The organism is uncultured Pontibacter sp. (assembly GCF_947499215.1).
Classification (GTDB): domain Bacteria; phylum Bacteroidota; class Bacteroidia; order Cytophagales; family Hymenobacteraceae; genus Pontibacter.
The window spans coordinates 1,683,676-1,707,963 of the sequence record NZ_CANMNI010000001.1; the positions used below are offsets into that span (position 1 = coordinate 1,683,676).

Consider the following 24,288-nt stretch of genomic DNA (forward strand, 5'->3'; position numbering starts at 1 on the left):
GGCTGTTCCTCATCCATATTATCACTAGCTCTTATCCAGCTGAAAACTTAACGCCTGAGGGCTCATGCCTTCCTTAAAACCAGACCTTTGTTATTTATAATTAGACTAATCCGTGAAATCATCTTTTCTAAAGTGCTCTGCGGCGATTAGTGTTTTAAGGGCTTTGTTTAAGCCTTAAGTCTTTGCTAATTTAGGGGCTTCTAAATGAAGCACACGCTGCACTCCATGCTGTCTTTCAGTATACACGCTATACATCTCTCCGGATTTTGCCCCCTAGCTAGGCGGCTTTAGCGACGTGATGCCCAGTCCCGGCAGCCTGATTTTGAAGCTACCAGTGTTTAAACATACTTACATCACCCGAATTGCACACCTTACCTTATATGAAAAAGAGTTTACTTCTTTTTTCTGCCCTGATCTTACTTATTAGCCAAGTAATTGCCCAAGAGACGTCCTCCGGCAAATCTTCCAAGTCGCAGAAGCCAAGCAGCATGAAGCTGATTTTTCCGAACAACCTTGGTTGGAATATTTTGAAAGAGGGACAGCAGCTCCAATTTAAGTTGAAGACCGCAGGAGGATCGGACACCCTGTACACGTATAGCATTAAGCAGGGCAAGACAGAAGGCATGGTCTTCGACTCGCTCGGCTATTTTTCTTGGACACCCGGCTTTGATTTTGTGGATCGCCTGAGCGGCGGACGCACGGTGCAGTTGATATTTGAGGCCCGCAACGAAAGCGAGGAAAGTGTGAGTCAAGTAGTGGACTTTAAAGTAGAGCACGTGAACCGCCCGCCGGTAGTGGGTGAGCTGAAACCACTTTATGTACGCTACAATACCCAGAACACCTATACCATAGAGTCGGCGGCAGTGCAGGACGAGGACGAAGACCCAATTGTTTTTGTGCCAATACCTGACGGTATGCCCGAAGGTGCGAAGCTCTCCTCACAGGGCGAATTCACTTGGAAGCCGTCGCTAACGCAGTTTAACCGCCTGCGCAACAACCCGATCAAAGTGGAGTTCTATGTGGAGGACCAGCCTAACAAAGCTCGTACTCGAGGTAGCTTTAAGGTAGAGGTTACACAGCAGGATCTCCCTCCTTCCCTGCAGATGATCCCATCGCAGAAGCGATTTGTGTATAAGGAGGACGCCACCGTGAACCTTAAGTTCCAGATCTACGACCCGAATGGCGAGGCCGATATTGCCTCGTTCAGCTTTATATCGAGTAACACCAATGTGCCCGCCACCGCCTTGGTAAAGAACACGCCATCGCAGTATGAGTTCATCTGGAAGCCGGGTTACGACTTTGTGCGCGACCCGCTCGACTCAGTGGCTTTTGACGTCACGTTTTTTGTGCTCGACAAATCGAACAGACGCGATGAACGCTCTGTCTCCTTCACCATTCTCAATGCCGTAAACGAAGGTGAGAAAGACCAGAAGCTATACAATGAGTACCGTGCGGCGCTGGTAAGGGCATGGGACCTGATGGAGCAGCTCAAAGAAACGGAGAAAGATCTCAAAAAGAAGTATAACCGCGCCCGCAAAGGCAAGAAAGGACGCTCGCTGGCCAATGCCTCCATGGGTGCCGTAACCGGTATCGCACCTGTAATAATAGACGAGCCGACCACCAGCAAGAAGATTACTACCATTGGCGGCACCACCGTGATGACCATCGGCACGCTAGAGGCTACGGAGGTAATCGGCCGCTCCACCAAGGATCTAGTGGAACGCCTGAACTACATCATTGAGAAGCGAAACGAACTACAGACCAAAGGCGATGTATTCGCCCGGAAGTATGCCCTTAAATCATCGCGCCGCAAACCGGACTTCCTTAAAGATGTGGATGACTTCGTAGCCCTCATGAACTTGAAAGGCTTAGTAGCGCTGGAACTGGATGCCAACTGGAAAAACAAAAGCAAGGCCTCAGACGAGAACATAGCCAAGACCTTCAAGGACTTTGGCTACGAGAGCCAGAACTAAAAACCGAAGTCATTGATTGGCCAAAAGAAAATCTAAAAGGACAAAACATCTCTGACCGTATTCTTAGCTCCATGTAAACAAAAAGCTGAAAGCAAACCTTACGGTGCTTTCAGCTCTTTTACTTTTAGCCAAACTTTGATTAGAGTGTCAGAATCTTTCTGGCCAGTACCAATTCTTCCTGCAGAATAGTATGCGGTCTGCCCGGGTAGACTTTGCGGGTCACCTGCGCCCCCATACCTTCCATTTGTTTTACGGTTTCATCGACCCGGCTTACCGGCACATGCGGATCGGCGTCGCCGGTGGTAATGAGCACAGGTGTGCCTTCAAAATTTCCGTTGTAGTTGCCGGTGTCCAACTGCTGTCCGATGAGGCCACCGGTGAAGATGAGCAGCCCACCGTAGCGCTTCGCATGACGTGTGGCATATTCTGATGTGAGGCAGGCACCCTGCGAAAAGCCCAACAGGTAAATGTCCTTACTGGCTATACCTTGGCGCAGTATACCTTGCACGGTCTCGTCGATCAGTTCGAGAGCCGAGTCGAGAGCGGGCTGGTTCTGCACCGTGGGTGCCATAAAGCTGTAAGGATACCATGTGTTGTTGGTGGCCTGCGGCGCGTATAGCGTGAAATCATTCGCCCCCACTTCCTGTGCCAAAGGCAGTATGCTGGCAGCTGTGGCCCCTCTCCCGTGCAGCAGCACGAGCGCCTTGCCGGTTTCCTCCAGCGGCTTGCCCTTCGTCAGGACTTTCTTTTCGTGTGTATACATGTTCTCAAGTATAAGGTCAGTGTAACAAAAAGGCTTCTAGTCCAGCTTCGGTAAAACCGCCTCTATCTTGGCGCGGTGCGGTTCATACTGTGGTGGCAGCAACAGCTTTTGGCCCAGCTCTTCCACGGATTCGTCTATGGCGAAGCCCGGATTGTCAGTAGCGATTTCGAAGAGCACGCCGCCCGGCTCACGGAAATAGAGCGAGTAGAAGTAGTTGCGGTCGATCTTTTCCGTAATGTTATGGCCTTTCGCCAGTACTTTCTCTCTGAATTGCATCAGCACCTCCTCGTTTTTCACCCGGAAAGCGATGTGGTGGTTGGTACCGGCACCGCCTTCGCCACGACCAATATTCGGATTCTCTACGATATCGATAATGCTGGCTCCTTCCACGGCATCGGTGCTATACCTGTAGTTGCTACCTGCCTGCCCCTGCAAGGTATAGCCAAAGATGTCGGTCAGGATAGCCGCTGTCTTTTCAGCCTTTTGCAGCGTGAGCGTCACACTATGGAAACCCTTGGTTGCCACGTCGGCTTTCACCTCCTCGGTTTCCCAAGGTTTGCGGCTGTCCGTGTTCTTAGGTATAACCAGTTCCAAAAACAGTCCGTCCGGGTCTTGGAAGGGCAGGTACTGCTCCCCGAATTTCTCGGAAGGACGACCATAACTCACTCCATGTGCTTCGAAGCGCTTCATCCAGAAATCGAAGCTGCCCTCCGGCACGGCATAGCCGATGTGCGTGGCCATACCTGTTCCGGCTTTTCCGCGACGGGCTGTTTCGTAAGGGAAAAAGGTCAGGATCGTTCCCGGACTGCCCGCCTCATCGCCATAGTAAAGGTGATAGGTGCTGGGGTCGTCGAAGTTGACCGTCTTTTTGAGCAGCCTCAAGCCCAGCACCTTGGTATAGAAATCAAGATTCTTTTTGGCTGAGCTGGCAATGGCCGTGATGTGGTGTATACCTAATATGCTGTCTTCCATGATAAAAATTTTAGCCGTTTTAAGGTATACGCATGCCACCTCAGTCACTGTTCGAACCAGTGCCGACTTTCTGGCTATACCTTATAATAAAAAGGGAATGATAATAAAGGGGAATGGTCAGCCGCTGCGGTGCAGCCGACTACCATTCCGTTCTAAGCTTAGCCCTGCTTTACCAGCTGCACTTCAGCCTGCAGTTTGATCTCATCGCTCACGACCACGCTGCCAGCCTCGGTTACGGCATTCCAAGTCAGTCCGAACTCTTTACGGCTAATCTTGCCTGTTACCGTGAAACCGGCTTTGTGCTGTCCGTAAGGGTCTACTACCGTACCGCCGAACTCCACATCCACTGTCACTGGCTTGGTCACGTCACGGATAGTCAGATCGCCGTGCAGTTTGTAGTCGTTGCCGCCCACATTCTCGTAGCTTTTGCCCACAAAGCGGATCTCATCGTGCTTCTCCACATCGAAAAAGTCAGCTGACTTGAGGTGCGTGTCACGCTGCTCGTTGTTGGTGCTGATCGAATTCACATCGGCTGTGAACACGATGTTGCCAGCGCCGTTGAAATTTTCGTCTTCACTCTCCGCCTCTACCGTGAACTTCTCGAAATAACCTGTCACCGTGGTGATCATCAGGTGCTTTACTTTAAACTGTACTTCGCTGTGCATTGGGTCAACCGCCCATTTTACGTTTGCCATAATGTTGTTTCTTATTTTGGTTATTGATATTTCGGTTGCAAATCTACAATAAATGTATAAACCTTTAATGTATATACATGTATTTTTTTAAAAAGGTTCGTTCATGTCCGTCTGATAGCCACTATTTGCATCAAAAAGGCCATTAAACCCCACGTTTCACTAATTGTGGTTTTTCTGCTAGTGACACATACCTTTGCTGAGCCTATGGCTGTCACGAGCGCTTGGATTGTAGACAGTGAAGTTTGCATGGACAAAAAAAGCCCTCGCATGACATCATACGAGGGCTTTTCTAAATCATGCGGTAACTTATCCACCGAATTGTTTTGGCTATAGCACCTGTAACTCGGTTACCTCTTTCAGGTTATAATAGTTTTTAGCAGAAGGAACAAACACTTCGATATCCTGCCAGCTGATTCTCACCGTTTTACCAATATAATTCTTGGTGTTACCCATAAACTCGTCAGATCCGGCAAATTGGCGAAGCCAGATAAAGGATTTCTCCTTGTTGCTATTGTCGGTAATCACAAAGTAATTAAAATCTTTCGTCTCAATTCTTTTTAGGCGACCCTCAATCACGCCGCTCCCGATATCACCTGCTGTCTCAGTCTGAGCCATGGCCATCGACAGCTTCATAAAACCCTCGCAATTCTGCTGCATTAGATTTTTGCCGATCCCAACTCCCAGTGCACGCATCGCCGGCTGATCCGTGATCTCCACATTACGCTCATTGGCCACATCCAGTATCATGCTGCCCTGTGACGCGAAGCAGTCCATAAAAGCTTTTTCAGCGGTTTGCTTGTTTGTGACTTTGCTATAATCGAGCCTAGAGATACAATCGCAGATATTATCCGTGATTTGCTGTTCTTTAGGCCCCGGCGCTGTTTGCGCCCACAGTAATGGTGTAATCAAGAAAGTAAATAATAACAAGAGTAAAGATTGCTTCATAAAAAGGTACTTGATAAAGATTGATAAATGGGTTAGTTATAGAATATAGCTTATGCTATATAATCAGGAAACAATATACCTGTAATTATGATATTGCCGAAGATTTTCCTTTAAAATAGTCGGACAGCCGTCTCACTGCTAAACAAAAAGGCCCTGCCAGTTTATCACCGGCAGGGCCTTTTAGCTTAGGATTAGTGGAGTAGCAGGGATTCGAACCCTGGTCCAGACAAGGAAATCAACGGGCTTTCTACATGCTTAGACTTATTCGGATTGTCGGGAGCTTGCAAGTATAAGTCAAACTTATGCGCACTCCTTAGATGCTTTATTTCGCCTGTGTACCACACCCTTACACAGACTAGTCAATCGAGTCGAAGCCTCTGATGTGCAAGCAGATTCACGAAACCTGCACGAGACTATGGCTAGTGCTTAATACCTAGATTAAGCAGCCATGGCGTAGTTATATTCGCCAGTTATTGTTCGAACGGATTTTTAACAGGTGGTACGTTCATCACCCGACATGCTTACACGCAATCTGCACAAGCTGTCAATTCCAGTCTACCCCATAAATTAAAGAACGTCGTATTCTTACGTGTTATACTTCAAGAAGTATGCCACAAAGATACACTATTTCTCCGGCATTCCTCCCTTTTGCATACGCATAAAACATCCTTGCACCCGCAATTAGTTTCCTTTTATTATACCGAGACTGTGTGCTATGTTTTCGCCTCTAGCCCTCCCTGTCCACTTATTTTTATCTCATTGCATACCAATCACATAAGCAATTATCGCTTAGTAATTTGACTTGTAGAACCTGCTGAAAAAGCTGCCGTTACATGCCTATATAGGAGCTTACATATTTTTAAAAGGGAAATTCTTGTGACATGAAGCAGCAAAGTCTAAGGCAGCAGGTTACAGACATGTTGGCAACAGCGGGCATAAAAGTGAACGGTCCTGCCCCTTGGGACCTGCAGGTGCATGACGACAGATTCTACAAAAGGGTGCTCAGCCAAGGTTCACTGGGTTTGGGGGAGGCCTATATGGACGGCTGGTGGGACTGTGACCGAATAGATGAGTTTGTGTTCCGAGTTATCCGCGCAGACTTATATAGACAAGCCAAGTTTGGCTGGAAAACTATACTTGAAGTACTGTTGGCCAAAGTCGTCAATCTGCAACCCAAAGGCAAGGCCGCCCGAAATGCCCAGCGCCACTACGATATAGGCAACGGTTTGTACCAGCGCATGCTCGACAAACGCCTCGTCTATAGTTGCGCCTACTGGAAAGATGCCACTACCCTTGATCAGGCACAGAAGCACAAGCTCGACTTGGTATGCAGAAAGCTCCGCCTGCGGCCCCGGCAGCGGGTGCTCGACATTGGCTGCGGCTGGGGCAGCTTTGCCAAGTATGCGGCTGAAAGGTATGGTGTAGAAGTCGTGGGTGTAACCGTGTCAAAAGAGCAGGCGGCACTGGCAAGTGAGCTATGCAAGGGGCTGCCCATCGAGATACGCCTGCAGGACTACCGTGACGTGCGCGAGCAGTTCGACCATGTGGTTTCGATCGGTATGGCGGAGCATGTGGGCTACCGCAATCACCGCACTTATATGCAAACGGCAGCACGCTGCCTCAAAGACGACGGCCTCTTCCTGCTGCATACCATCGGAGTCAACTTCTCCAAAACCTCCCCCGACCCTTTCATCGACAAGTATATTTTCCCGAACTGCCTCATCCCCTCGCTCCGGCAACTCAGTGCCGCCATGGAGCACATTTTTGTGGTGGAGGATCTACACAACTTCGGCCCGGACTATGACCGCACCCTAATGGCTTGGCACCACAATTTCAATCAGCATTGGCCTGAACTGCAAGGTGAGTACGAAGAGCGCTTCTATCGGATGTGGAACTACTATCTCCTCTCCAGTGCAGGCTCCTTTCGGTCGCGCAACAACCAGCTTTGGCAATTTGTGCTCTCTAAAAAAGGTATACTGGACAGATATGAAGCAGTGCGGTAGCATTTAGCCATAAATAGACAGCCCTAGCTGAAGCAGTTTTGGCATCAGCTAGGGCTGTCTATTTCCCCTTAATCAGGAACGCTCTATTTAATCAAAAGCATCGTGCCTGAGCGAGTACTGCTACCGTTCACGATTCTGTAGATGTACATACCGGTCTCACGCCCTACCGCATTAAATGTCTGCTTGTAGGTTTCGCCTTGTTGCACATCCCCTTCAAATAGTGTCTCCACTTCCCGGCCTGTGATGTCGTATACCTTGAGCACAGTATGACCCGACTCCCTTGCTTTAAAGCTGATCGTAGTGCTTTCTGAGAACGGATTAGGGTAGCTCATTAAAATCTCCCGCTCGTTCAGGTCAGAAGATTCTAGGGCTTGGCTTGCTGTTGCAGTGAGCGAATAGTTTTCCGGAAGGTCAAAAGCCTCCACTTGGTCAAATCTGTAATAGCTCAAACCTTGGCTGGCGCTATAGCCCACTCCTCTTCTGGCGAAGGCTCTCCAGATGAGCTCCTGATTTGCACCGCCGTAGTTTAACTGATCAGCCAAAAGGATAGCATCGCGACCATCTACGAAGCCAGGGTAGCATGGCTGTAATTTCAAGCCGTCAATTACCAGCTGCATCGCCATGTTGTTACCGCCTTTGCCATTGTACAGGTCCTCGTCAAAGCCATACTGATCGATCATGTCCCAAGTTATCTCCCAAAGAATGGTCGCAAACACAAAGCCGATACCGTGCGGCGCTGATAGCGATGGGTTATTGGTGGCGCCGTAGGTATAGCTGTTTACGCTAAAGTCTGTAGTGTAAGGTGCCGGTCTGATGCCACGCCCTGTAGTTGGCTCATTGATGGCGTAGGTGCCGATGCCTCTGATCTTCTCGCGGGTATCGCCCTTCTTCATGGTCATCATCAGGCCGAACCAGTCACTCCAGCCCTCTCCCATTTGTTCGGTTGTCAACACTTGGCCGCTGGCCAGCACCTGCGTCGGAAGACAAGACGTAGTACCGGGACCGCCTGTCAGTCTGTTGGAGATACCATGGCCGTATTCGTGCACGATAATACCATTGTCGAAGTCCCCATCCACTTCAGGGCCTGAACCATCATCCTTCAGGCTTACAGTCACTTCTTGGTTATCATCCAGCAACGCTCTGATGCTGGCACCGATCACGTCACTGATCATAACAGAAGGAATCGTGACAGAGGGGTCAGCTCCGCCCATGGCACCTGGAGCACCCGGCGCGTTGTTAATAACCACCACCGCGATGGCACCGGCATCCTGAGCGTTTTTAACTTTGATTGTAAAAGCACACGTACCTCTGTAAACCACCGCTATGTTACCTGCCACATCTGCCGCATTAAGTACCGCACCGCATCCCTCCACAGCGCTTGCGCCTTCGCTGTTTACCAGTACTAACTTTCCGGTTATTGGAGTTGGGGAAAGAGCAGGGCCAAAAGCCGCTGTTCCCGCAGGATAGCTGCCCGCGATAGAGGCTGGAGCCGTTATTTGGAACTTGTCCGGATCCGGCTTGCCGCTCCAGAGGTACATCTGCATTCTTGGCCGTCTGCCATCGATGGGTGTCGCGAAGTTGGCGTTGTTTCGGGAAACTCCATTTCTGTTATCCTGCGCCTCTGCCATTACATGGTCACCACCGAGTCCTCCTTTCCCAAAGTTGTCTGTCTGGAAGTTACCACTCGCCTCATCAAAACCATACTGGTACCACATGTCGTGTATAATGTTATTCCAGTAAAAGAGGTTGGTGATAGCGGCATCCCGATAAGCTTCTGGCTCTTGCGAAAAGTCCACAGGATATTTAAAGACCCGCTGTGTGCCTCCATCTGGGCTATGGCCGTGCACCACATCCGCACCATTATCATTGTTGCTGGCTATGTGGCCTGTATTATTCGGGTCTTCATAAGCATACACGTTGTTGCCTCTGGTAATCGTATAGCTTGTGCTTCCCGCTGTGTGCCAGCCTGACGGAGAGGCTATCCTATCCGTTACCGCGGCCGCATTCATTGGTTTGCGGTTGCCATGTATTGGGCTTTCGATGGGCATTGGGTATACCTCGTACAGGCCGGGGGTATTTCCATTGTTTACCGGTCCAGCCGTGGGTGCGTAGGGGGCCATGTCCAGTTCCTGCTCAAGCGGAGACGAGGTTGCGTGACGATGCGTGTCGTGCATCAATTTGCCATCTGCCCCATCGTTTTCAAAAAGGCAGTGCACTACCATGTTATCCTTGTCCAAGAGTTCACCTGTGGAGGCATCCACTCTTAAATTCCACCAGTTCTGAGCGTCTAACTCATAAATGGACACTTCCCAAGCAAGTCGAAGTGTACCGTCCAACATGGGCTGGTAAACCAGCTTGGCAGGTATAGGCTCTAGTGAAATGCCTCCATTAGAAAGCAACACTTCTCGATTCTTAGCATTGGTATTTTCCAGCACGGTCAAGGACTCGCTCACTGAAACACCAAGATGGCGGGCCGCCGCCGCCACAGCTCCATTTGCATCGAGGGCAGGCTGCTTCCCACTAACCTTACTATCAATATCCTCTTGAAAACGATTGCCAACCGTCACCACTTCACCACGGCTGTTAACGCTCATGTTCGTAATAGCACCATGGATTTCGATGCCGTCATACTGCTGCTTAATGTAATAGTGCTTGACACCGCTTCTTTTACTTTCGGATTCACCGCTAAGCGCTAGATCCGACACGTCTTTGTCTTTTACCTTAAGCTTTGCCTTGTTTTTATTAATGTGGTCAAGTGCTACTTGGGGTACCTGCTTTTTACCTGCCGGTCTGTTCCCCTGCGCAAAAGAAACGGTGGTGCCTGACAGCATAACCACAATAAGGGCTAGCTGCAAATACATGCGTAATGCTCTGGTCATAGTCAATAATTTTAGTTAGGAATAAAAGAATATGAGATAGAACTTTATTACGCCGTTTTATACCTATAGTTATATTATAATACTTTATTCTATAAAAAAAATTTCTTTTATAACAATTGACAATCAACCACTTATAATTAATATAAATCTATATTGCTATATACTGATTGCACTAATCATCTTGTATAATGCAAAACACCATACTCATTCAAACACCCGGTGTTATGAGATCTGCTTTGTGGATAACCTCTTGGATAACTACTGGATAAAAAGCACTCCCATCTGAGCTTCAGATTGATTATCTTTGTAGTAATGGAAAATTTTGTAGTATCAGCGCGTAAATACCGTCCGGCCACGTTCGATAGCGTGGTGGGGCAGCACCATATCACCAACACCCTCAAAAACGCCATAAGCAGCCACCATTTGGCACAGGCTTTTCTTTTTTGCGGGCCGCGTGGCGTGGGCAAGACAACCTGTGCCCGAATTTTGGCAAAGACCATTAATTGCCAGAACATCACTCCGGAGGTAGAGGCCTGCAATGAATGCGAGTCGTGCCGCAGCTTCAACTCTAACAGCTCGTTCAACATCCACGAGCTCGATGCCGCTTCCAACAATTCCGTGGAGGACATCCGGAACCTGGTTGAGCAAGTGCGCTATGCGCCGCAGACCGGCAAGTATAAGATCTACATCATAGATGAGGTGCACATGCTCTCGAATCAGGCCTTCAATGCATTTCTGAAGACCCTCGAGGAGCCGCCTGCCTATGCCATTTTCATCCTAGCGACCACCGAGCGCCACAAGATCATCCCGACTATCCTGTCGCGCTGCCAGATCTTCGACTTCAACCGCATCCGGATCGAGGACATGGTGCGCCACTTAGGCAACATCGCCCAAAAAGAGAACATACAGGCCGAGCCTGACGCCTTGCACCTAATCTCGCAGAAAGCGGACGGCGCTCTGCGAGATGCGCTGTCTATCTTCGACCAAATGGTGACTTTCTCGGGCCACAACGTGACCTACAAAGCCACGGTCGAGAACCTGCACATACTCGATTACGATTACTATTTCCGCCTGACAGACCACCTGCTGGAGCAGAACCTGTCGGGGGCGCTACTGCTGTTTGATGAAATTCTGAAAAACGGTTTCGATGCCCACAACTTCCTGATAGGTATAGGCGAGCACTTCCGAAGCCTGCTGGTATGCAAAGATCCGCAGACGGTACAACTGCTCGAGGTATCGGACAACATCAAGGCTAAGTATGCCGAGCAGTCGCAGAAGTCCTCGGTGTCGTTCCTGCTATCAGGGCTCAACTTGGTGAGCACTTGCGATACCAATTACAAGAGCAGCAAAAACCAGCGCCTGCATGTGGAACTGTGCCTGATGAAAATGGCGCACCTCAATGCGGCCTTTAGTTTTGCGCAGGAAGGAGCTGAATTAAAAAAAGCTAAGGTAGTAGCCCCGGCACCAGCCGCTACCAAACCTGCAGGTGCCCCAACTATACCTTCGGCGGCGATGCAGCAGCCGAGTGCCGGCACAGTGCCATCAGCTGCCATGCAGGGCGGTGGCGGTATTCCTTCCGTGGGTTTGCAGCAGCCGCACCAGCAGGGCCATGTGCCTTCCGAGGATTTGCAGCAGCCACATAAGCCACAACAGGTAACGCCGGATGCCCATCTGTCGCCGCCAGAGGCAAAGACAGCCCCTGCCCCTACTATGCAGCGACCGTCTATACCTGTGCCGCCGCAGAAAAAACTTGGAAAACTGCCTAGCCTCAAGGACCTGCAAAACCAACCTGTGACTGTGGCCGACACTGCTGTGGCCGAGGAGGAGGAAGACACTAATTATGGCACTGTAGTACCTTTGGACCCTAGCCGTGTAAATACGGTATGGCATGCTATCCTTCGCCGCAAAAAGGCGGAAAACATGATGGAGTATACCTTGCTTAACCGTCAGTTTCACATAGGCCAAGACAACGAGATCGTCCTGCACTTGGAGAACCACGTGATGATGGACCAGTTCACCAGCCTGCGCCCGGAAATACTCCGCGAATTGAAAAAAGAAACGGGCAACCGCAGCATCAAACTGAAGGCGGAGGTAATAGAAGTGCAGGAAGGAAACAAACTTTACACTTCGCAGGACAAATTCAACTACTTGGCCGAGAAATACCCAGTGCTCGTCGATATGAAGCAACGCTTTGGCCTCGACACTGATTTCTAATTGAAGAAAAATTTTATATTTGTAAAGTTCTAATTAAAACACAGTGGCAAGTCACGGGGTTTTCCAATTGAAGACCCCATGACTTGACATTCTTGTTCTCAAAATCCTATACCCATACCCTAACAACAAACCCATGAAAAAAGGATTATCGTTGTTTTTGGTTGCGTCTTCTCTTGTGCTGACGCAATGCAAGAACGAAACGTACCAGACAACCTCTTCTACCGAGACAGCTACGGCGCAGAAGGAATATAAGTATGAGTCTGTACCCAACGACCCGCTCAACGCTCGTGTCTATACCTTGGAAAATGGTCTGAAGGTATACCTGACAGACTATGAGGACGCACCGAGAGTACAGACTTATATTGCTGTGCGTGCCGGAAGCAAGAATGACCCGGCCGATGCAACGGGCCTAGCCCACTACTTGGAGCACATGGTGTTTAAAGGCACTAGCCAGCTCGGAACGCAGGATTGGGAAAAAGAAAAAGCAGAACTCGACAAGATTGAGGCACTGTATGAGCAGCACCGCAACACCACCGATCCAGCGCAGCGCAAAAAAATCTATCACCAGATCGACTCTATCTCTGGTGTGGCGGCTACCTACGCCGTGGCTAATGAGTACGACAAGATCTTGGGTGCCATCGGTGCCAAAGGAACCAACGCCTATACCTCAGTGGAGCAAACAGTCTATACCAATGACGTCCCTAGTAATCAACTGGAGCGTTGGGTGGCCTTGGAAGCGCACCGCTTCGGTGAACTTGTACCTCGCTTATTCCACACAGAGCTGGAGGCGGTGTATGAAGAGAAAAACCGCACACTCGACAACGACGGCTGGAAAGTGATGGAGACGCTGAACGCTGCTATGTTCCCAACGCACCAGTACGGCACGCAGACCACCATTGGTACTGTGGAGCACTTGAAAAACCCTTCTATCACAGAGATCAAGAAGTACTTTGATGCCTACTATGTGCCAAACAACATGGCTATCGGTCTGAGCGGTGACATCGACTTTGACGAAACTATCCGTGTAATTGATGAGCACTTCGGCAAACTGAAGCCTAGTGCCGCCCCTACTTTTACAGTGGCACAGGAGCAGCCGATAGCACAGCCGATCGTGAAAGAAGTAACCGGCCCAAGCGCTGAGAACATCTCTATTGCTTACCGCTTCCCGGGCATGAGCTCACGCGACGCGCAGGTACTGAGCATGATCAGCGCCATCCTCTACAACGGACAGGCTGGCCTGATCGACTTGAACCTGAACCAGCAGCAGAAGGTGTTGCAGGCTTACGGTTACGACAACCAGATGAAGGACTATTCTGTTTTCCGTTTGGGTGGTTCGCCACGTCAGGGCCAGAGCCTCGACGAAGTAAAAGACATGCTGTTGGCGCAGGTGGAGCTAGTGAAGCAGGGTAAGTTCGACGATGACCTAATCCCGGCTATCATCAACGACAACAAAATCAGTTTGATGCGTGCCTACGAGCGCAACTCAAACCGTGCCGACGCTTTTGTGACTGCTTTCATTTATGACATTCCGTGGGCCGACTATGTGAACCGTCCGGAAGAGTTTGCCAAGATCACAAAGCAGGATGTGATGGCGGTTTCCAACAAGTACCTCAACAACAACTACGTGCAGGTATACAAGCGTACCGACAAGAACGCCGCTGGCCAGAAAGTAGAGAAACCAACCATCACGCCAGTGCCGGTTAACCGTGAGGCCCAGTCAGCTTACTATAGTGAGTTTATGGCCAAAGAGGCTTCTGAGCTTTCACCTGTTTTTGTAGACTATAAAACCGACATCAAAGAGGCTAAGCTGAAGAACGACATTCCGCTGCTATACACCAAGAACAGCGAGAACGGCTTGTTCCAGCTGTACTACATTCTGGACATGGGCACTGACAATGACCAGAAACTGGGCATGGCCGTGAATTACCTCAAGTTCTTGGGCAACGACAAGTACACGGCTGAAGAGCTGAAGAAAGAGTTCTACAAGCTGGGTACTTCTTTCAACGTGTCCACTTCCGGCGACCAAGTATATGTGACGCTGTCTGGGCTTGATGAGAACTTCGAAAAGGCGTTGGCACTGTTCGAAAACACCCTGCAAAACCCGAAAGCCGACCAGAAAGCTTTGGACGACATGGTGCAAGGTATACTGAAAGCCCGTAACGATGCGAAGCTGAACAAAGGTGTGATTCTGAACCAAGCATTGGTAAACTATGCCAAGTACGGTCCTAAGAATCCGTTTACAACGGTTCTTTCTGAGAAGGAACTGAAGGCAGTGAAGCCGCAGGAACTGGTGAATCTTATTAAAAGCATACCTACCTACGAGCACCGCGTGCTTTACTATGGCCCACGTGAAACAGACAATCTGGTAGCTGCTCTTAATGCAGGTCACATTGTGCCAGCTAAACTGAAGCCGGTTCCTGCCGAAAAGGTATACGCCGAACTCGACATCAAGCAGCCGATGGTCTATTGGGTAGACTACAACATGGTACAGGCCGAGTTGATGTTCCTAACCAAAGCAGATGCCTTCAACAAAGCCATGGTACCGACCATCCGTCTGTACAACCAGTACTTCGGGGCAGGTATGAGCTCAATCGTGTTCCAAGAGCTGCGTGAGTCGAAGGCCCTCGCCTACTCTGCCTACTCCAGCTACAGCACAGCCGCCAAGAAGGACCGATCTAACTACATCATGTCATATATCGGTACGCAGTCAGACAAACTGCCGGAGGCGATGGCAGGTATGCAGGAGCTCCTAACGAACATGCCATTGGCGGAGGCTAACTTCGAAATCGCAAAGGCCTCGCTGCGCAACAGCATTTCTTCGGAGCGTATCACGAAGTCGTCTATCCTGTTCGACTATGAGCGTGCCAAGCGCCTCGGACTGGACTACGACATCCGTAAGGACGTCTACGAAAGCGCCAACAGCTTGACATTCGACCAGCTGCAGGCATTCCAGAAGCAGTTCGTGAGCGGTCAGCCACAAGCTATTTTGGTGATCGGTTCAAAGGATCGACTGAACTTCAAGGAACTGGAGAAATACGGCAAGGTACAGCAACTGACACTGGAGCAGGTGTTCGGTTACTAAGCCTTAGTGCTATACCTTATAAATGGAAGCGGCAGCCTAGTTGGGCTGCCGCTTTTGTTTTAACGCTACTCTCATCTCTACTGGCCTTTGCCATCGCTCAAATTAAGCCAATCATCTTTCGTAAGCGACCTGAAAAAGCTGTTATCGGCTGTTACCAGATCGGTGGCGAGCTTAGATTTGTTCTGCTGCAGTATCTGTATTTTCTCCTCCACCGTGTTAGGGCAAATGAGTCGCACGGCGATCACTTTTTTCTCCTGACCGATTCTATAGCTTCGGTCTATGGCTTGGTTCTCCACAGCTGGGTTCCACCATGGGTCCACAATGAACACATAATCGGCAGCGGTTAGATTAAGGCCCGTTCCGCCCGCTTTCAGGCTCACTAAGAACACACGGATCTCGTCATCCGTCTGAAACTGGTTCACGACCTCGCCCCTGTTGCGGGTACTGCCTGTGAGGTAGGAGAATTTGATATTTTCCTGCACTAGCTCTTTCTTGATCAGGTCCAGCATGCCCACAAACTGGGAGAAAACCAGCACCTTGTGGTACCGCGCTACATTCTGTATCTGCTGCATAAGCACCTGTATCTTGGCAGAAGTATCCGAGAAAAGCTTCGCATCGCCAGTGAGGAGAGGTGAGTTGCAGATCTGCCGCAGTTTGGTGATGCCACGTAACACGTGCATCGGGTGCTTAGTCAGTTCCTCTTCCCCATTGGCTGTAATGTAGTCTCTGAATTCCTGCTCGGCAGTGTCGTATACTTTGCGCTGCTCCTCTCCCATTTCGCAGTAAAGGATCATCTCTGTTTTGTCGGGGAGTTCTTTGGCTACCTCGGCCTTTGTTCTTCTCAGCACAAAGGGACCAATCTTTTCCTGCAGGGCCTTCGCACTTTTCCTGTCCTTAAACTTATCGATGGGCATGGCATAGGTGTTCCGGAAGTAGGTCCGGGTGCCCAGCAAGCCGGGATTGGCAAAGGAAAGCTGCGCATAAATATCGAAGGTGTTGTTTTCGAAAGGCGTACCTGTGAGCACGACCCTGTTGTAGGACTGCAGTAGACAGGCTGCTTTATAGCGCTGCGAGTTCGGGTTCTTGATGTTCTGCGACTCATCTAGGAAGGTATATCCGAACCCGAACTTCTTTAGAAATCCAATGTCGGAGAGCAGGGTATTATAGGTGGTAATCACCACATCATACTCCTGAAAAGCGACTGTGTCTTTTGCTCTATTCGGACCGTGGTGTATGTGCACTTGCAAAGACGGAGCAAACTTTTGCAGTTCAGCCTGCCAGTTCGGTAGGAGCGAGGTGGGCACGACCAGCAGATGTGTTTGCTTCTCCCGCTTCTCACGTAGCAATAACATAAACGCGATCACCTGCACTGTTTTACCCAAGCCCATGTCGTCGGCGAGACAGCCGCCAAACTGCAGGTCGTCTAACAAGTTGAGCCAGCTCAGACCTTGTAGCTGGTATGGCCGGAGTGCGGTCTGCAGACCAGTTGGTACGGGTGCCAGGGCAATATTTTCCACGTTGCTCAGCTGTGCTTGGTACCACCATAGCTCTTTCTGTACCTGCTTGTTCAGCATATAGTCCTCGAACAGCTCTGTGAGCACGGCAAAGTTTGTTTTGGGAATCAGCAGCTCCTCCTCCACGACCGTCCCTGTTTCGAAGTAGCCCTGCAGCCGCTGCAGCCACTCTTCAGGTATAATGCCCATGGTGCCATCGTCGAGCAGCACGTATTTGCTTTTGTTTACAACGGCTTTCTTCAACTGTTTGATTGAGGCCTTTTTGCGGCCAAATTTTACCTGAACAGTCACATTAAACCAGTTTAGGCCGCTGTCTACTTGAATGGCCACCGTGGCTTTGTGCTGGTTGAGCTTGTTCCCCTGCAGGTCGTTGAAACCCAGAATAGTCACGCCATGCGCAGCCAGATTGTCAAAGGCATCGAGAAACCACATCTCGTCCAGAAATCGCGTCTTGTGCAGGTAAAAGTAATCAAGCATGTTGTCCAGCTGCTCCCAGAAGTGCGGGTGTTGCTGTATCAGCAGCTTTGTAAAGGCCGCTTCCATCTCTGTGTTACGCGCCACAAAGAAAGGCCTGCCCATGTTGTCTTGGTCATAAATCAGCTTATTAGATAGCAGTGGGATCTCGATTTCACCATAGCGCATAAAAGGATGCAGCAGCACGTAGTTCTCGGACTCTATCAGGTATAGCACCTTTTCCGGCGGCTGGTTAAAGCCTCTGCTCCTGAGTTGAGCTTTAGAGGCTGGTTTGAGGTAGGTATGCTCCACAGGCACATGAGACTCCATTTTGGAAAGCACCTGCCGCTGAAATTGCAGGAAGGCATCGTGCGATAGCTGAAGCTCGTTCCCGTGCTTTTTGAAATAAGCCACCACAGAAGGCAGTTGCGGTTTAGAGCACAGGTACCAAGCATCGTCGGCCACCAAAAAATGATCATACCGGACGCTGATGCGGCTAAGGGGGTAATAAGTACCGTTTATAAACAGATCGCTTGTGACACTGAACACGTCACTATCCAAGCCGATGCGTACTTTAAAATCCATCTGCGGCTGCGTAACCTGAACAGGTACAATAGAGCGCGGCGTTATTTTCTCGGAAACTTCGCTGTCGTGCAGGTAGAAGGCGTAGCGGAGTGGGTTGCGCACCAACGCCTTTAAGCTGGCTGTATCGGTAGCTGATTTCTCGTAGAAGCTCTGAAAGCGGGTAATGGCACTGTAAAACTTTAATTCGTCCTGCTGCTCGGTTCGCCACACTAGTTCAAGGGGGTTTAGCACAGTAAATGGTGTTTTTAACTCACCGGTGCTACTCAGGCTGCAGGATACGAGCTGGGTGCTGAACAGGTTGTAATAGCGGTGCCTGCCCATCACAATGATCGTTTTGGAATCAGCAGAAGCCCCGGCCAGCTGTGGTTGAGAAGCAAGGTGCGCGGCAAAGAGCGACTCCGGGTCGTTTGTGCTGTCAAAAGGTTCGAAAGGTGGATATTGCTCTTCCATTGTTACTTCTTAGGCAGCCGCTGTACTACAGGAGTTGGCTAGGCCTTAGCTTCAAAGTTAAGCAAATGCAAATTCAGACGCCGGATTTTAGCTGCTTATTCACATCTGACACCACTCTCCTGTATAAGAAATATGACGGAAGGCTTTCTGATGCTTAATTTGCAGAATTCAGTCCGAAAAGTGACTTATGAAGAGCGTTGGGAAGCCAAACCAACTAAGCGTGCAATAACAATTGCCGGAAACAAAATTCCAATAGCGGACAGGAAAGTAGCCAGCATTTTAGCAGCTGTACTTATAGGGTAAATATCTCCAAAGCCTACTGTGGTTAGCGACGCGAGACTAAAGTAGATGAAGTGACCATAATCCCGATCTGTCCCTGTGAGTAGGACATTGCCTCCTATGGAGACACCTGTAACAGCATGAATTACCTCCAGCGTGAGTGCTCCCATAAGTGCCAATAGCAGGTACACATTAACTGCTCCTATGATGCGGTATATATTTACGCTTTGGTCACGAAACAGTAACCGCAAGTTGATATACAGGAATACTGCGGTGTTGGCGATGGCTATCACGTTTTCCAAGGCGTAGTACGAATAAGGGTTCTCTCCGAAGCGAATGAGGCGCAAGGTCAGGTGCACACCGAATAAAACCGCGGAGAGCATCATCACCCAATAATTGTTAGTTGCAAAAATTCCTGACAGAAACACGCTTAACAACAGCACATTGAACAACAGTACGCCATGCTCGCTGATTTCCATCACAATGGGAAGCACAAATACGACCGCAGCCAGCATGACCAACAAAACGACAAAACTGACATCGCCTAACCAGTAAGACCGGAATTTCTTGAGCAAGTGAAGCATAGGGTATACACAGCTTTGTTAGTTCTCTAATCGACAACTCTAATGTCGTCCACAAAATAAGTATATTAACCGGACTAACATAAATAAGAAAGGCTGCCCAATCGCTCAGGCAGCCTTTCCTTTTCTATAATTTATACCTAATGACCAAAAGCTAGCCGAAGCCGCATCAACGTCTCAACTTGGACTTATGGCTTTGCTGACTTTAACAGAGAAGGTACAAGTTTCAAACTTGTACTAGCTTTGAGGTTTCCCTGCTATTCAGAAAATTGGCAAACCGAAGGATCCCGATTAAATACCTGCTGACCTTGTCACGACAAATCAGAAGCCTAACAACAACTGGTTTTAAGCCCTTAAAGCATAAGCGGCGACCCTACCCAAGCCGCCGCTTATGCTTTCATCCAATGCATCAATCTGCCGATGTTTGACTTGCTATCCATAAATCAGCTCAAATGCCCACTCATACTGTTCACCATTTTCTGGACGGCACTAACAAAAAATGTAGAACAAACTGAATAACAAGGTGTTAAATAATACAAAGACGCGACCAAAATGTATTATTTTTTACCTTTAACCATAATGCCTATGTTGAACAACCTATCCAAAATCAACATTTTTACGCTAATGTTGGTGCTCAGCACCGTTGTCCTTACCGGTTGTAAGGACGATGACGACTCTCCATTGCCTTTCCCTAATACGAAAGTATATGATCTGGAATCAGTAGCGGTTGAAACAATAGAAGGTACCGCCACATTTGTGAGATTAAATGAGAGGACAACCTCCATCACAATAGTTTTAACAGGAACGCCCACAGGAGGCAGACACCCAGCCCACATACATGCCAACACGGCTGCAGAAGGAGGCCCTATTGTTATATCATTGACACCAGTAAATGGTACGACTGGAACTAGTACAACTATCGTTCAGAGGGCAGATGACGGAACACCGGTATCATTTGAAGACCTGATGCACTACGATGGTCACCTGAACGTGCATTTTAGTGCAGAACAGCTGGATGTTATTGTAGCGCAGGCCGACATCGGGCAGAATGAGCTGACAGGGAAGTCCAAGCGATATGACTTGGAAGAAGCAGCTGTACCGGGCATAAGCGGCTTCGCTCTCTTTGAACAAAGAAGGAATGGAGAAGCCTTAGCCACCTTATCTTTGGTGAACACACCTGAAGGAGGCGTGCACCCTGCACATATCCACAGAAACTCAGTTGAAGAAGGAGGAGGCATTGCGCTAACTTTCAATCCTGTGAATGGCACCACAGGCATGAGCAAGTCCAACGTGGCTGAACTAGATGACGGCACGCCTTTCGGATATAAGGATGTGCTGAAATACGACGGTCATATTAATGTGCACCTGAGTCCTGAACAACTGCAAGTCTACGTTGCGCAAGGTGATATCGGCTCCAACGCAGATTAGACATATATTTAATAAAAAGGAAAGGCTGCCCAATTTCTCAGGCAGCCTTTCCTTTTTATTAGTAACTCTTCAGATTAGAAGCTAGCCAAAGCCTTATTCAAGGTCTCACTCGGACGCATGGCTTTGCTGGTTTTCTCTTCATTCGGGTGGTAGTAACCGCCGATATCAACGGGCTTGCCCTGTGCGGCGATCTGCTCGTCTACGATCTTCTGCTCGTTGTCGGTCAGCTCCTGCGCCAGCTTCGAGAACTTGTCTTTGAGCTCTTGGTTCTTTGACTGTTCCGCCAGCGCCTGTGCCCAGTACATGGCCAAGTAGAAGTGGCTGCCGCGGTTGTCGATGCCGCCTACTTTACGAGCTGGTGACTTGTCGTTTTCCAAGAACATGGCGTTGGCTTTGTTCAGGGCTTCTGCCAGTACTTCAGCTTTCTCGTTTTTGGTCTTGTAGGCCAAGTCCTCCAGCGATACGGCTAGGGCTAGGAACTCACCCAATGAATCCCAACGCAGGTAGTTTTCTTCAACGAACTGCTCCACGTGCTTCGGCGCAGATCCACCGGCACCTGTCTCGAACAAACCACCACCATCTAGCAGCGGAACGATCGAAAGCATTTTGGCACTAGTGCCCAACTCTATGATCGGGAACAGGTCAGTCAGGTAGTCGCGGAGTACGTTACCGGTTACCGAGATGGTATCTTTGCCCGACTTAGCACGCTCGCAGGTATAGCGCATGGCTTCTACCGGCGACATGATCTTGATCTCAAGACCGTTGGTATCGTGGTCCTGCAGGTATTTTTCTACTTTTTGGATCAGGTTGGCATCATGCGCACGCTGTGGGTCCAGCCAGAAGATAGCAGGTGTGTTGGTGATACGGGCTCTTGTAACGGCCAGCTTCACCCAGTCCTGAATCGGAAGGTCCTTTGTCTGGCAGGCTCTGAAGATATCGCCTTCTTCTACTTTCTGCTCCATTAACGTGTTGCCGTTGGCATCTATAATGCGAACAGTACCAGCAGCTGCCATTTCGAAAGTCTTGTCATGGGAGCCGTACTCTTCAGCTTTCTGGGCCATCAGACCAATGTTCGGCACAGTACCCATGGTTGTCGGGTCGAAAGCACCGTTTTCTTTATTGAACTGGATGACCTCTTGGTAGATCTGGGCATAAGAGCGGTCCGGAATGATCGCTTTGGTGTCATGCAGTTTGCCGTCCGGCCCCCACATCTGGCCAGATGAACGGATAGCGGCAGGCATAGAGGCGTCAATGATCACGTCACTTGGCACGTGGAGGTTAGTGATGCCTTTGTCGGAGTTTACCATTGCCAGTTCAGGGCGCTTCTCCATCTCCGCTTTCAAATCAGCTTCGATCTCAGCACGCTTCTCTGCTGGCAGATTTTGTATTTTGGCGTATACGTCGCCCAAGCCGTTGTTCGCGTCAACACCAAGTTCTTTGAACGTAGCGCCGTGCTTCTCGAAAGTCTCTTTGAAAAACACTGTTACCGCATGGCCGAACATAATAGGGTCAGATACCTTCATCATGGTAGCCTTCAGGTGCAGCGACAACAGGATGCCTTGCTCCTTCGCTTCCGCAATTTCCTTCTCAAGGAAAGAACGCAGGGAGTTGCGGCTCATCACAGAAGAGTCCATCACCTCACCAGCCTTCAGGGCCACTTTGTCTTTCAGCACTTTAGTCTCGCCATTGGCGCCAACAAACTCGATGCGCACGTCGGTTGCTTTATCAACCACAACAGACTGCTCGCTGCCGTAGAAGTCGCCGCCTGTCATGTGGGCTACGTGCGTTTTAGAGTCAGAAGACCACTTGCCCATGGAGTGCGGGTGCTTCTTGGCATACTGCTTCACGGCATCGGCCACACGGCGATCCGAGTTACCTTCACGCAGCACCGGGTTCACGGCGCTACCCAAAATCTTGGCGTAGCGGGCTTTCACGTCTTTCTCGGTGTCGTTTTTCGGGTCGGCCGGGTAGTCAGGTATGTTGTAGCCCTGCGACTGCAGTTCTTTTATGGCCGCTGTCAGCTGCGGAATAGAGGCGCTGATGTTTGGCAATTTAATGATGTTAGCCTCTGGTGTTTTAGCCAATTCGCCTAGGTATGCGAGATCGTCCGACTGCTTTTGCGCTTCGGTTAGGTTCTCTGGGAAAGTAGCAATAATACGGCCGGCTAGGGAGATATCTCTAGTTTCTACTTCAATATCAGCGGCTTTCGTGAAGGCCTGCACAATCGGCAGGAAAGAGCGCGTTGCCAAGGCAGGCGCTTCATCCGTAATGGTATAGATGATTCTAGATGCTTTTGTCGTCATTATCAGGTCTAGTTTTTAACATTTTACAGCCAATCCTTATAGGGACCAAGGAGCTGTCGTGCGCCCTGAGTCTGTAGTGATTGGTTCAGTTAGCAAATATAAGAGTCTTTTTGATACCGGCTAACCTTCGCTTCGTGTTTCCATTACGCCGGTTTTTGTTTTCTTCAACCAAACAGAATTGCACAATTATAAGCCGACCCCAATTCAAAATTGTAACAGAATTCTCTACTTCTCGTTTTTAGGGTCAACCTATATTCACCTTTTTTGAATTTGCTTACATCATATGTTTTCAATAATTAAACAATATCAGAAATCTGTTTTCTTTATTCTATTTGTACTACTCTCAGCTAGTTGCACCGATGATGAGTCTCGGGAGGAGATAGAGCCTCAACTAGAACCAAAAACCCTGCAAATCATGACCTTGGGAAATTCCATCACGCAAGGTGGGGAGACGCACCCAAGTTACCGCTATGAACTTTGGAAGATGCTGGTCGATGCAGAGATTAATTTTGAGTTTGTGGGCTCAATGGACACGAACTGGTATCGCAATGCCCCCGACACGGAGCAGGGTGCAGACGTTGCCTCTCCTGTAATGGGAGAAGAGTATAAAGGCAAGACCTTCACCAACAAGCACGAAGGCCACTGGGGCTGGACGACACAGGAAATCCTGAATGGAAAGGAAAACCCGACGAGTTACAAAAGGGACAAAGGGAAACTGAACGACTGGTTGAAGGGCTACACACCGGATGTGGTGCTCATGCATCTTGGCACCAACGACATCATCCATAGCAAAGGGACTGTCAACACTATTGAAAGAATAGAATCGATAGTGAACCAAATAAGGGCCGACAATGATGAAGTTGTTATTCTACTGGCTAAAATCACCCCTATACCTGCCACTTATGCCCCTGCGGACTCGACGCAGCGCTTCTTATCACTTATACCCCAGCTTGCCTCCAGACTTTCTAGCTCTAAATCTCCGGTAATAGTGGTTGACGTCAACACTGGCTATAACCCCGACACACATACCTTTGACTCGCTTCACCCCAACCAAGCAGGCGAGAAATTTATAGCCAAGCGCTGGTTTGATGCCATTATGGCCAACAAAGAGGACATGTAAATAACTTAGAACAACAAAACCTTAAAAATTGTATTAGCTGCACGCTTTA

At 49.3% G+C, this 24,288-nt stretch carries 14 protein-coding genes and 1 other RNA gene; 6 read left to right on the plus strand and 9 right to left on the minus strand.

The features are described 5' to 3' along the window. The first annotated feature begins 380 nt into the window (after positions 1–380). A complete protein-coding gene (locus Q1A04_RS07365; RefSeq protein WP_299703270.1) occupies positions 381–1,973 on the plus strand; it encodes a hypothetical protein in 1,593 nt (530 codons plus the stop codon). Between the two features lie 139 nt (positions 1,974–2,112). On the opposite strand, the gene Q1A04_RS07370 is transcribed toward Q1A04_RS07365, so the two are convergent. The 5 genes from Q1A04_RS07370 to ssrA form a co-directional block, all read right to left on the minus strand. Next, positions 2,113–2,736, minus strand: coding sequence for a dienelactone hydrolase family protein (locus Q1A04_RS07370; protein WP_299703273.1), 624 nt, complete (start codon positions 2,734–2,736; stop codon positions 2,113–2,115). A 36-nt stretch (positions 2,737–2,772) separates the two neighbouring features. Further along, on the minus strand, positions 2,773–3,708 hold the full coding sequence (locus Q1A04_RS07375) for a ring-cleaving dioxygenase (RefSeq protein WP_299703276.1): 936 nt from the start codon (positions 3,706–3,708) through the stop codon (positions 2,773–2,775). Positions 3,709–3,866: 158 nt separating this feature from the next. Beyond that, positions 3,867–4,403, minus strand: coding sequence for a YceI family protein (locus Q1A04_RS07380; protein ID WP_299703279.1), 537 nt, complete (start codon positions 4,401–4,403; stop codon positions 3,867–3,869). A gap of 327 nt (positions 4,404–4,730) precedes the next feature. Then, entirely contained in the window at positions 4,731–5,312 is a 582-nt protein-coding gene (locus tag Q1A04_RS07385; protein WP_299703282.1) for a hypothetical protein, read from the minus strand. A 228-nt stretch (positions 5,313–5,540) separates the two neighbouring features. Further along, positions 5,541–5,910, minus strand: a transfer-messenger RNA (tmRNA) gene (gene ssrA / locus Q1A04_RS07390). Between the two features lie 319 nt (positions 5,911–6,229). Between ssrA and cfa the strand changes: the two genes are divergently transcribed. Then, on the plus strand, positions 6,230–7,351 hold the full coding sequence (gene cfa, locus Q1A04_RS07395) for a cyclopropane fatty acyl phospholipid synthase (RefSeq protein ID WP_299703285.1): 1,122 nt from the start codon (positions 6,230–6,232) through the stop codon (positions 7,349–7,351). Between the two features lie 83 nt (positions 7,352–7,434). On the opposite strand, the gene Q1A04_RS07400 is transcribed toward cfa, so the two are convergent. Continuing rightward, on the minus strand, positions 7,435–10,230 hold the full coding sequence (locus Q1A04_RS07400; RefSeq protein WP_299703288.1) for a T9SS-dependent M36 family metallopeptidase: 2,796 nt from the start codon (positions 10,228–10,230) through the stop codon (positions 7,435–7,437). 312 nt (positions 10,231–10,542) lie between these two features. On the opposite strand from Q1A04_RS07400, the gene Q1A04_RS07405 reads away from it, so the two are divergent. Further along, the gene (locus Q1A04_RS07405; RefSeq protein ID WP_299703291.1) at positions 10,543–12,444 is read left to right on the plus strand and encodes a DNA polymerase III subunit gamma/tau; all 1,902 of its coding nucleotides are present in this window, start codon (positions 10,543–10,545) and stop codon (positions 12,442–12,444) included. Between the two features lie 133 nt (positions 12,445–12,577). After that, a complete protein-coding gene (locus Q1A04_RS07410; RefSeq protein ID WP_299703293.1) occupies positions 12,578–15,526 on the plus strand; it encodes a pitrilysin family protein in 2,949 nt (982 codons plus the stop codon). A gap of 77 nt (positions 15,527–15,603) precedes the next feature. Here Q1A04_RS07410 and Q1A04_RS07415 read toward each other — a convergent pair whose 3' ends face one another. Further along, entirely contained in the window at positions 15,604–18,528 is a 2,925-nt protein-coding gene (locus Q1A04_RS07415; protein WP_299703296.1) for a DEAD/DEAH box helicase, read from the minus strand. A gap of 185 nt (positions 18,529–18,713) precedes the next feature. Continuing rightward, positions 18,714–19,391: a potassium channel family protein gene (locus tag Q1A04_RS07420; RefSeq protein ID WP_299703299.1), complete on the minus strand. Its 678-nt coding sequence runs from the start codon at positions 19,389–19,391 to the stop codon at positions 18,714–18,716. A 582-nt stretch (positions 19,392–19,973) separates the two neighbouring features. Between Q1A04_RS07420 and Q1A04_RS07425 the strand changes: the two genes are divergently transcribed. Continuing rightward, positions 19,974–20,816 carry a CHRD domain-containing protein gene (locus Q1A04_RS07425; RefSeq protein WP_299703301.1) on the plus strand — a complete coding sequence of 281 codons (843 nt, stop codon included), beginning with the start codon at positions 19,974–19,976 and terminating at the stop codon, positions 20,814–20,816. 74 nt (positions 20,817–20,890) lie between these two features. Here Q1A04_RS07425 and Q1A04_RS07430 read toward each other — a convergent pair whose 3' ends face one another. Further along, positions 20,891–23,119, minus strand: coding sequence for an NADP-dependent isocitrate dehydrogenase (locus tag Q1A04_RS07430; protein ID WP_299703304.1), 2,229 nt, complete (start codon positions 23,117–23,119; stop codon positions 20,891–20,893). Positions 23,120–23,534: 415 nt separating this feature from the next. Here Q1A04_RS07430 and Q1A04_RS07435 point away from each other — a divergent pair, with 415 nt between their 5' ends. After that, on the plus strand, positions 23,535–24,239 hold the full coding sequence (locus Q1A04_RS07435) for an SGNH/GDSL hydrolase family protein (protein ID WP_299703307.1): 705 nt from the start codon (positions 23,535–23,537) through the stop codon (positions 24,237–24,239). Positions 24,240–24,288: the final 49 nt, after the last annotated feature.